The following is an 11174-nucleotide window of genomic DNA, read 5'->3' on the forward strand; positions in this document are numbered from 1 at the left end:
ATGAAGCCTTTTTTCTATCTAAATAAACAAGTTAGCTCTTAAGATCCTGTCTATGCCGCCATCCATAGAGACGGTAGTGGTGCCTCCCGCTAAATCGGCGGACTTTGCATTGTTACCATAAGGGATAGGAACAACAGGTTTGCCGACTGTTGTTAAACAAACATCAGGAAGTGTTGCGTTCGCTTCTCCTCCTGAGCCTTGATGAACTACGCTGAGTCCATTAGCACAAACTGTTACGCCCATAGTAAATCCAATTAAATTCCAATAGATGTATGATAAGAGAGATTGCTTGCTGCAATCTCTCTAAGTACGTAGTGAAAATGAAGGATGAGACTGTTACTTCGAGTCTATTTTTAAAAACGGACAGAAGATCTCACAATTAAATCTGATGCTACTGATACACATCCAAAAGCTGCTGAAATTTTAGGTCAATAACCAAGTAAGTCGCAGCATACATAACGCCAAAGATGACAGTACTGACGCCAAGAATTAACTTAGGGGAAATAACCCGTTTGAGCGGTTTTTTTAAGTACTTCGCCTTTAAGTTAACTAACGTTACTTTTTCCTGCTCAGCTAAACGCTCGTCTCTAACTAAGCGATAGATAGTATTTCCTATCTCTGAAAGCTTTTCGTTGCCACGCTCTTCTCGACCATACTTGCCTTGGAACCCTAGCTGCAGCAACAAATAGAGGAATTCTATTACGTGTCTATATTTTCGAGGGTCAGCTTTTAAGCGCTCTAAGATGGTGAAGAACTTGTCGCCACCCGATGTTTCGTTATGAAACTCAGACAACAAACTATTTGTACTCCAATGACTGTTCGCCCCCCACTCTTGTCGACATACAGATTCGTCTATCGCAGCACATAAGCAATAGCGTATGACCAATATTGATGCTCGATCCAACTCCATTTCATTGAGCTTTCGCTCACCTTTGCGAATTTCTCGTGCAACTTGTTCTCTAAAAGGGCCAGGGTCGTCCAACCAAGGAATCGAAGACATGCATGAGAGACTGGCGATTAACCAAGTAAACTGATCGACCAAAGGATTAACACCCATACTCTCAACATTTAGGTCTCTTACCGCAATATTTCTAGATAAATCAGGTGCAGGCATAACCTCCATTGGCTTGCCTGGCTCTGGTTGAAATAGTACTACTGTGACATCGTTTTCGGCGTAACTCATAGGCGTACAGCCCAAAGCTGTAGTGACAAGTTCGCGAAGTCACCTGCAATATGGACAGCGATGGCAGCTGTGTTATTCAATGCATTCCATTCGTCACTCGCTTTATCGAGCTCAAAATAGGTATAACCTGCATGATAAGGCAACGCTCGAGGTACCACTGGCATTGGTTTCATTTCAATGCCCGGCAATTGTAAGTTAATTAGATCGCGAATATTGTCGATCGAACCAATCTTAGTTTGGCTCACAAATTGTGTATGTAAAATATCAAGCGGTACGTCTGCTTTAACAGCAAGAATAAACGTCGTAGATTCGACAATTTTACTGTCTGGAATTGCTGCTGTTCGAATTCCGTAGCTTTGCTCTCTCAATGTTAGAGGTATTGCGCGTTGCTCTGACATCACACTGAGTGTCATTTTCGCGCTATCAAGTGTCCGAGATAAACAATCAGTAAGTTGGCTATGGTTATATTGGGTGAACTCTTGTGGTCTGCGAGATGCAGAACACAATGTGGATAATTCACCCTCAGCTTGTAATAGGATTCGGTAAAACGACTCTGGGTGAACACCCTCTACGCTTGCAAAATGCCAGAACAACGGTTCGTAGCGATTTAAGGCTTGTAACAACATAAAGTCAGCAACAGATGATACGCCCTGTTGGTCAACCACCCCCAAACGCTGAACTATAGATTCTGCTCTATGTTTGAGCATTGACGCGAATTCAGTCGCGAACTTGCTTAAAACGGTAGAAGCATGAATATCAATACACGTCGGGATATAGTTCTCATCCAAAATGATGCTTCCGTCGGGCTTCACTTCGGAAATTTTTAAAATGGGTATCGATGTATAAGCACTCTTATCTTCGTGGTCGTACATTAAGAAGAAGTTAAGTTTACCCACCACAATACTTGCCATATCTTCTGATTCATAACATGCATCGACGGCTTCTTGGGTCTCCATGTTATAACGAGCACCGTCACCATTACCTCCAAAGAGTTCCGAACGCTCTGATGGTAGTGGGCAACATAAGTACACCACTTTATCCGCAATAGATGGGTCAACATCTCTTACTTCTGGAAGTTCAGCAAGAAGCGGTAAATCAAATGGCGTGCGGTCTTGTAATATACCTTCTGCTCGTGTGATTCCGATTTTTCCTAATGCCAATAGCTCAGTATTAATCTCAATTTTTTTTACTCCCCAATGTAATGGAGAGCTATTAGAGCTAAGCATGTTAGATAACTTACTTTGAGATCGGTCTAGTTGTTGGAAATGTTGAGGCTTCATGAACATACCATCTTGCCAAACAACTGGATTATATAAAGACATTCGTCAGTTCCTTAAAAATACGTCTGTTCAATACCACGAGTATTGTTCGAAGATAATTCGCTACCCTCAAGTTTTAGTCTGAGGAAGTACTCACTTTTTTCTTCGATCACTTCGACCTTCCGCCAAGATGAGCCATTGATATCGCGGAATGCGACAGAAAAACCCAATGCTCTAGTTGTTGGGTCTAACTCTAGAATCTCGTGCAACTTGTCTCCTGGTTGCAGCTGATATTCGTACCGTTTAATGTATTCATCCCCCAAGGAGGCCTTATCATTTTCGAACAAAGCGAAGAAGTCCAAACTACGGAACATAACTGGAGACGTTAGTTCGTGAACTCTCAGAATAACTGGGGACGATTGACCTTGGTCACGAACATTGAGGTGTTCTGAAGCTTCGATAACAAGTTCAATCGAAGAAGTGTCTGGAGTAATCCCTGAGGACTCTTTGAACTGCTCCCACATAGAACAACCTGATAATAGAAACAAGGTAATGGGGATTATAAGTTTACGCATGATCAGCTTTTGCAACCTTATTGTATCTGTCTTTCATCAACGCTTTAAAAGTTGACTCATTGAATTGTCTAGTACTTTGCTCATAATGTTCACTGTACTTTTTCCACAACTTTGATTTACTAAGGAAGCGTGTCTCTTGGCTTAAAGTGTTTGCAAACTGCTGAGGATCATTCGCTTTTAGTTGCTCCAATACCAAATCGTTAATTGCCTTCGCATATAAGGTATCGTGCTCGCTAAGTTCATCCAGTATCTGTTCAATTAGCTCATTTGGAGCCAATAGATTTTGACTATTGAGCGTTAACATCAATGTAGTTAGGCTAAGATCATTGTGGGCAAATGAACTTTCGTCAGTAAGCTCTTCAACACTCTGTAAATCTTTGTACAAATTATCGATACACAATCGTAAACAAGCGCCCATTTGTTTAAAAAATAGAGCGTCATGTTTCGTGTCAGATTCTAAATCAACGCCCAGTCCTTCAAAGAATGCATGTGTTACATTTTCATGTTCGTAAGAAGTTTCACTCAATGCGATATTATTCTGAGTTCTACTCTCACTTTCAACAGGCTGCTCTTGTGGTTCGGTATGAGAGGCAAATTCTTGTGTCACCTCTTCCCATTTATGGCTCTGTATGTTTGTAGAATGAGGTATAATAGTGACAGGTGGCACTTCTGGTAGTTTATTTTTGAGAGTCCCTGAACTGCCGTTAGGTGTATCTGACTTAAGATCTGAACCTTCAACGCTTGCTGGTTTCAAACGGTTCGATATCTTAGCTTGATCATCGGCGACATCTTTAGCTTTCAGGCTCGCCTGCTGTTCTTCTTCCATCCCCATCCAATCTTCAGGAATCAGACTAGGAAGGTCAAACTCAGAATGGATACTCAGACTGTCATCAACGACTTGCCTTTGATGTTCTGTCGATGACTTCGTAAGGTTTTTATCGTTGCTTTCGTCTCTAACAAGATAGTCATCATCTCTTTGCATTGAGAATTTTAAGTGTTCGACGGGATCATGGGTCTCAACACCATCAGGTTTCGTTTCCATAAAGAGATCTTCTAGCGTGCCTGCCTCAGTCTCTTCTTCAACAACGGACTCTTCCAAGTTCATTAAAGGGTCTGTTGAATCTCTTTCTGGCGCTATTTCAGAAGCTATGTCGTATGAAGTCGTTACCAACTCAAGAGAAATACTCACTTCATATTGTCCGAGAGAAACTCTGTCACCATCGCACAACGAAACTGGTTGATTCTTTAGGATCTTATTACCATTAACCAATGTGCCATTTGTACTCACATCACTAATGTAATAAGTGTCTCCATATATACTCAATAGACAGTGCGTACCAGATATGAATCGGTTGTGATCCGTTAAAGTCACTGTACAACCTGCTTCTCGCCCTAGAGATCCACCTTCTTCAGGCATCTCGATACTTTTAGCTCCAACATATTCTTCAGGGCACTTCGAGATCACCAAAACCAATTGATTTATACGCATGAATAGCCTTTAAAACAGAAGAGAAACACTAAACTCGACACCACCTAGACCTTCGTTATAAAAAGGTAAGATGTATGAAGCTTGCGGGATTATTTGTAAATGAGCGTCTGGGTTACTTCCTAACTTGATCACACTACCAAAAGTCACAACAGCGCCAGCTTCAAATTGATCGATATCTTCAAGTTGTTCGCCGTAACGAAAGCCTTGGTCGTCAACTTTCCAACGGTTTGAGTATTGCGAGTAACCTAAAGACAAGCCTGCACCTATATAAGGTGTGAACACCGACCAGCTACCTAAAGCATACTGAGGCACAATACGAAATTCGTAATTGGTTACCTCGTTATAAACGCCATTCTTTGGAGCTTCGATGTCGTCTTCAGCCAAATAATTAAAACCTAGCCACCAACGCCATCGGTTGTTACTTTCATCAATTGGACGTGTATGGACGAACCCGTAACGCAGAGCATCTACTTGGCCACTCGGTCCTTCTTCATATTCTATAGTGTCTATGCTCAGCATATTTACTGAACCACCATATCTTTCACCCTTCGCGATTGCGATGGACGAAAAAAGACACATTGTGGATATTAGACCGATTTGACTTAGGTTTCGCATGCTTCCCTCTGAGTTCATCCATATATTAACTAGATGCGCAAGATAGCAAGTATTATGTCTTTTACAATAAGGAGACGGTCACACCCGCCATTTACGACATTATAACTAGCAAAAAAAACGATATATCTACAAGAAAATGCATTACGAATAATTACAAATAAAATTCATTTATAAAATCAAAACTATCAATAATTGAAAAATCAAACGACCAACAACCATCCAAAGAAAGAAGGTTGTTCAATACAAGAAAATTAGCATTTACAAAATTCAAAAAACCTAACATGCCACTTTTTTATCTTTAACCTATAGCATAATCATTTACAGCATTTTTCTAATTTAGTGTTAGTTAATATTTATGCAATCATTGACAATGAGTAATTGCTAATCAATAAAGCACCACACGCAGGAATAGTTAGATTCATATTACCCCCCCAAAAGACCATAAATGTGACTTTTATCACTGAAATTTTATAAAGCCCAGTCGTAAATTGTTACATTTTTTGATCTTTTTGTGAATAACGTCACATAGTGCTGAAATTAAGAACTTTTCAAATCTTTTAACATTCAAATTATTCTGTTTGACTATAGAATCCTTGAAAAATATAAATAAAAAAACAAGCGAGGCTAAATTTATTAGTTATCGCTAAATTTCGATTTCGTTATATACAGTTGGATATCAAGATTATGTTCTCCTCAGATTTCACAAGACGGCCTATTGACGAAGAAAAGCCTAGCGGAACTAACCCAAACGCATTAGATGATTTTACAGAGATAAAACGTCAAATTAATAACCTTAATAAGGTGACAGGGAGAGTCTCTTGGAAAAAGGTTCAGTCTCTTTCAAAAACGATACTTTCGAAAAACAGCAAAGATTTCCGTTGTAGTTGCTACTTTACTGTCGCAGCAACACATAATGATGGCTTAAAAGGTTTAGCTGAAGGACTCAGTTCTATTCTGGACTTATGTGTCGTTTATTGGTTTACCGCATATCCAGAAGTTACAAAATCAAACGCAAGGATTGGGGCGATAGACTGGATGGTTGAACACACAGAAAAACGAATAAAGTCGATTAAAACAAACCCCGACGACGTACTGCTGATCGAAACTTGCCATCGCTTATGTATGAGAATTGAAGAAGAACTAAGACTACATTACGGTATAAAAGCACCTTCATTAGGTGGGGTACGTCGAATCTTAAAGCAATGGGTTGATGAACATAAAGAGACCGAAGCAAACCTGCGCGAAGCAGAGAATCAACGAAAGTACCGAGCTCCAGAAGAAAATAAACAACCAACACCAGTGGCTCAACCATCAACCATTAAAATTGATGTGTCAAATAAGCAATCTGCAACAACATCGAAAGTCGACGATAAAACACCCTCTAATTATTTAGTCGTCTACCTGTTAGCCGGATTTCTTGCTTTAGCATTGTCCTCTCACTTCTTTTATAAGCAATACCAACTAAAAGATCTGACTAAACAAATCATCACATCTGATATCTCACAACTTAATGAAATAGCACATTCATTAAGATATGAATATGCTCCTATTTCTCAAGATGTTAGACCTAATGTCGTAAACCAATTAGACACACTAATGAAAGGTTGGGTTGCCGATCCAATCAAAGTGTATCAGATCGATATTTTAGACCGATTGACGCTTGATTTGACCAAGCTGTATCCGGACTCGTCTTCTATTCTACGATTACGCCAAGAGTTCACCAATGAACAAGAAAAGTTAAACACAGATTACGCCCAACTTCACCGACGCTTTTCTAACGCCAGGTCTGTATTTGCGAATGCAATTAGAGGAAGTGAAAGTCAAAAGACTGCACGAGCTTATGAGTACAGTAACTCTCTTTTTCCATTGATTGGCCGCATTGAATATGCAGAAAAAGAACAACAACAAAAAGAACTACAGAAATCTCTTCGGATACTGAACGTCTATTTACACAAAATAAAAACCTTAGAATCAGATCTGTCAGCAAATAAACCGTAAAACTCATAAAACCGTCTTAAGACTCGGTATTACAACAAACTCAAAACAACGAAATAGGCTTATGTTAAAACACAAACTAATGAGGAACCCTGTTGTTATATCAACGGCCATTTTCCTCTTTCTTGCTGCTACGATCGCTGCAATCTATATCCTTTGGCTAGATATAACAGACAAGTTTTACCTATGGATTGCTTTAGGTGCTATAACAATTTTCTATTCGTTGTTTCAGGTAACGTTGTGGCTAAAAAAGAAAAACAACACTAAAGCCCTAAAGCTGGAAACAGAAGAAGAAGCATTAGCCATGGTCATCCGTCCGCTTCTTTCTGGTTCCAATAAAAAGCCAATCTATTTAATGATTGGCAATAAATACGCGGGTCGAACTCAGTTTCTACTTAACTCCAGTGCAATCAAGCCAATGGATCAGACTCGTACTGCAAAGAATGATTTTTTCGAATGGTATGAGTCAGACTCCGCCGTGTATATCAAACCGGATCAACGCCTATTGTTTCAAGAAGTATCAAGTAACGATAGCGCTCTGTGGAACACATTTGTAGATGAGGTCATTAAACACAAGCCTAGAAAGCCATTTTCAGGTTGTCTTTTCTTTATCGATTTTGAATTTTTAATCGTTTCTGAATCAGAGCAAATTGACTATACATTAACTGCTCTGAATCATCGATTAGAGTCAGTAAGTGACAAAACATCATCGGCAATTCCTCTTTATCTAATGATGTCTAAACTCGATAAACTAGAAGGCTTTAAGGAATACATACACTTTAGTTCTTTAAAGACCTCGGTTGAATTTCTATCAATTCCATTAAAGGAAGCTAAAGGTGTATTTGTTGAGTACTACCATGATAGCTTCCGTAATTTAGTAAAAGTAATGGAGAGCAATGCGTTAGATTCGTCGTCTCACTCTAATGACGTTAACGAGAAGCAAGCCATATTAGCATTCCCTAAACAATTCGAATTGTGTCAGTCTGAAATTGCTTCTGTGATAGAACGACTTTCAGAACTCAATACTGGGTCTTATTCTCTTGATATCCGTGAAGTGTTTTTTATATCGAATATCCAAGGTGGTAGAAAATACAACCTATTAGCTAAGAGTTGCAGCAACTACTTTAACTTGCCGATCATTGCGTCGGAACATACTCAGTTAACAGAAACGCCCTATTTTACGCGTTTCTTAATGGACTCTCAGATCCTGCCTGAATCTGATTTCGCAGGTGAAAACAAGACTTACCTTAGGATGATCCAGAGGCAGAGCCGTCTAGCCGTTGCAGCTTCCATTATTTTACTAGGTAGTGGTGCTTACCTGTTTTCAACGACTTTAGATGACAACCTGAGAGTGATTAGTCAGCTTATTGGTATAGATGATTCACAATCGTCTTACCCAAAAGGCAATTCTTTTGAAAGTTCTCTTTCAAGTGCGATCCAAACTGTACAACCATCTTATCAAGCATGGCTTAGTGGCTCACAAGCGCTAGATAATGAACTTATGAATATGAATGTAAGTCGTCTCGATGAAAGTACGAAAATCGCTTATAACGCCCTCATAATGCAGATTAGAAACCACTTAATGCCAGTAATTGAGCAAGGTTATCGTTTGCAACTAACACAAAATCAAGACAACGTTAATAATGCACTGCCTTTACTAAAAGGTTACTTAATGTTGAATGATCCTACAAAACGCGAGATAAAATTTCTACGTCAGCAAACGATGTCAACGCTCCAAAAACTCAGTGATCAACCAGACACGATCACGACAGTGATGAAATATTTGGACGCATATTTCCGCACTGATTTTGAACCTGTATCGATCAACATGAATATGGTGCGTGCGACAAGACGTTCTCTACTCTCTAGTTCAAATGTAGATCTTGTGTACGCCAGCTTGTTACAACAAGCAGGTGACATTGATTTAGGCACTTTGAATTTACAGCGAGCAGTCGGTTTCGACTTTAATAATGTCTTCAACGACAACTTGGATCCTCAACGATTAGAAATCGATAAAGTTTACACATCTACAGGCTTCAGTACGTTTTACCGCCCTCGCGTCGATTTAATGTCGCAACAAGTCATCACCGACAACTGGGTATTGGGTTTGTCAAACCACGTAATCCCAACAGACAAAGAACAAGAGACATTCAAGAAGCAAGTAAGAAAAAAATATACGGATGACTACATCAGTTATTGGCGAAATGCTTTAAGCGAACTAAAAGTAAAGCGTTATAACAATATAGGGGAGATTACTAACGCCATTGATCTGATCTCTGGCCCATCTTCTCCGATGACAACGGTTCTAAAACAAGTTTATACAAACACGCAGTTTTCACCGATCGGTCAACAAGGAGCATTAATGGCTCAAGTTAACCCTAAACTTGCGGGTGCCGTAAAAGCAGCACCAGAACTCGTTGAAGAAGTTGTAAAGCCTGACTACTTATTAATGAAAAGAGTTGAACAAGCTTTCCACATCTTGAATCAATTGCAAATTAACGAAACCCCAAACTCCCCTACACCATGGGATGAAACGATAACTGCACTGAGCAGAGTTCGTACGTATATGAAAGATATAGCAGACGCACCGGACCCTCAAATGGCAGCGTTGTCTGCAGCACAACACCGGATGAGTAGTACGGATGCCGATCCTCTGATTCGTTTAAAACAAATTGCACAAAAATCTCCTGAGCCAGTAAGAAGTTGGCTTTTAGACGTAGTTAACCAGAGCTGGTCCGTGATGATTTCTGAATCATCAAAAGGAATACAGACTCTTTGGTATAGTGAGATCTATTCTAAGTTCAAAGAGTTAGGTTTAGGAAGGTACCCTTTTGATCTAAGTGCAACAGAAGAAATTTCGATCGAAGACTTTGAGCTGCTTTTCGCATCGGGAGGCTTGCTTGATGCATTTATCGATAAAAATTTCGCTCCTTTTTATGACACAAACCTATGGACGCCAAAACAAGTAGAAGGTGAAATTATGCCTCTCTCACCAGAACTGCTTGTTCAGTTGCGAAATTACAATGTCATCAGAGATACACTAATCAACAAGAGTACAAACCGTTTGTACCTTCCATTTAGTGCGAAGGTACTTGATCTTGATTCTAGTGCGATCAGAGCAAGCTTAAAAATAGCGGACTCAAATATCAACTATTACCATGGTCCCAGCAGAATTCGCGAACTTGAGTGGCCTCCTCAAAATGGAGATTTCAATATCAGTATAACAATTCAAGATGTAACAGACGAAGGTAAACAACATGTACTAAGCAAGAATGGTCAATGGGCTATCTATCGGTTATTTGGTGACTCAACGTTAACAAATACCCATAACGGTAGCTTCGTGAGTGATATAAAAGTAGCAGGCAGAGATCTGAGCTTGCGAATCACTCCTTTGACTCAGAAAAACCCGTTTACGTTAGCGGAGCTGTATAACTTCACTCTACCCGAAGCTATATAGTAAAAATACAAATACAAATACAAATACAAATACAAATACAAATACAATAATAATTCAGAAAAGGCAGAACACATGATGTCCAACATTAGTTTACAAGGCTTAGACAAACTAGATCGTAAAATTCTTTCGAATCTACTCTCCAATGGGCGAGAATCGATTGCTAATCTTTCTCGCAACATCGGCTTGTCGCGAACAGCGGTCGCTGAACGCATCAACAGGCTTGAAAAGACCGGTATTATCAAAGGGTATACGGCACAAATAAGAGTAGAAAATGACGAGAGAAAAGCGGCCAGTTATTTGCTAATTTCTTGTGAAAAAGGTAAGAAAAATGATGTAAGTAATGCATTAAAAGAACTACCTGAAGTCAGACTTACAAGCATTGTTGGGGGGACCTACGACATTATTTCTTTGATTGAAGCTCCTGATCTGCAATCAATACACCATTTATGTAATGAGATAGAGTCTTTCAATGGCATTCGCTCTCTCAATACAACAGTAGTGCTACACCAGCCAATCAGTCGTTAAAAATAAAGCCGCTCTTATGAGCTAATGCCGATCGTTTAAGAAGACTTGAACGATCCTGCAGTTAGCAGATAATCCC

The 11174-nt window shown here is 39.6% G+C and carries 8 protein-coding genes and 1 pseudogene; 3 read left to right on the forward strand and 6 right to left on the reverse strand.

From position 1 onward, the window contains the following. Positions 1 to 24: 24 nt before the first annotated feature. The 6 genes and pseudogenes from ACED46_RS20275 to ACED46_RS20300 form a co-directional block, all read right to left on the reverse strand. Positions 25 to 243, reverse strand: a pseudogene (locus tag ACED46_RS20275) (PAAR-like domain-containing protein); the annotation flags it as partial. Between the two features lie 148 nt (positions 244 to 391). Continuing rightward, a complete protein-coding gene (gene icmH / locus ACED46_RS20280) occupies positions 392 to 1183 on the reverse strand; it encodes a type IVB secretion system protein IcmH/DotU (protein ID WP_017064531.1) in 792 nt (263 codons plus the stop codon). Further along, on the reverse strand, positions 1180 to 2505 hold the full coding sequence (tssK, locus tag ACED46_RS20285; protein WP_371722288.1) for a type VI secretion system baseplate subunit TssK: 1326 nt from the start codon (positions 2503 to 2505) through the stop codon (positions 1180 to 1182). Before tssK ends, icmH begins: the two co-directional genes overlap by 4 nt. An 11-nt stretch (positions 2506 to 2516) precedes the next feature. Then, positions 2517 to 3017 carry a type VI secretion system lipoprotein TssJ gene (tssJ, locus tag ACED46_RS20290; RefSeq protein WP_371714319.1) on the reverse strand — a complete coding sequence of 167 codons (501 nt, stop codon included), beginning with the start codon at positions 3015 to 3017 and terminating at the stop codon, positions 2517 to 2519. Next, the gene (locus ACED46_RS20295; protein WP_371722289.1) at positions 3010 to 4506 is read right to left on the reverse strand and encodes an FHA domain-containing protein; all 1497 of its coding nucleotides are present in this window, start codon (positions 4504 to 4506) and stop codon (positions 3010 to 3012) included. The genes tssJ and ACED46_RS20295 overlap by 8 nt, the downstream gene beginning before the upstream one ends. A gap of 9 nt (positions 4507 to 4515) precedes the next feature. Further along, positions 4516 to 5121, reverse strand: a complete 606-nt coding sequence (locus tag ACED46_RS20300) for a hypothetical protein (protein WP_029235224.1) — start codon at positions 5119 to 5121, stop codon at positions 4516 to 4518. 684 nt (positions 5122 to 5805) lie between these two features. Here ACED46_RS20300 and ACED46_RS20305 point away from each other — a divergent pair. The 3 genes from ACED46_RS20305 to ACED46_RS20315 all read left to right on the forward strand — a co-directional run bounded on the left by ACED46_RS20305 (position 5806) and on the right by ACED46_RS20315 (position 11098). Next, a complete protein-coding gene (locus ACED46_RS20305) occupies positions 5806 to 7119 on the forward strand; it encodes a type VI secretion system ImpA family N-terminal domain-containing protein (protein WP_069597144.1) in 1314 nt (437 codons plus the stop codon). A 61-nt stretch (positions 7120 to 7180) separates the two neighbouring features. Continuing rightward, positions 7181 to 10573, forward strand: coding sequence for a type VI secretion system membrane subunit TssM (gene tssM, locus ACED46_RS20310; protein WP_371722290.1), 3393 nt, complete (start codon positions 7181 to 7183; stop codon positions 10571 to 10573). A 72-nt stretch (positions 10574 to 10645) separates the two neighbouring features. Further along, positions 10646 to 11098, forward strand: a complete 453-nt coding sequence (locus ACED46_RS20315; RefSeq protein ID WP_371722291.1) for an Lrp/AsnC family transcriptional regulator — start codon at positions 10646 to 10648, stop codon at positions 11096 to 11098. Positions 11099 to 11174: the final 76 nt, after the last annotated feature.

The sequence above is a fragment of the Vibrio sp. 1S139 genome, from assembly GCF_041439475.1.
GTDB classification, from domain to species: Bacteria; Pseudomonadota; Gammaproteobacteria; order Enterobacterales; family Vibrionaceae; genus Vibrio; species Vibrio crassostreae_C.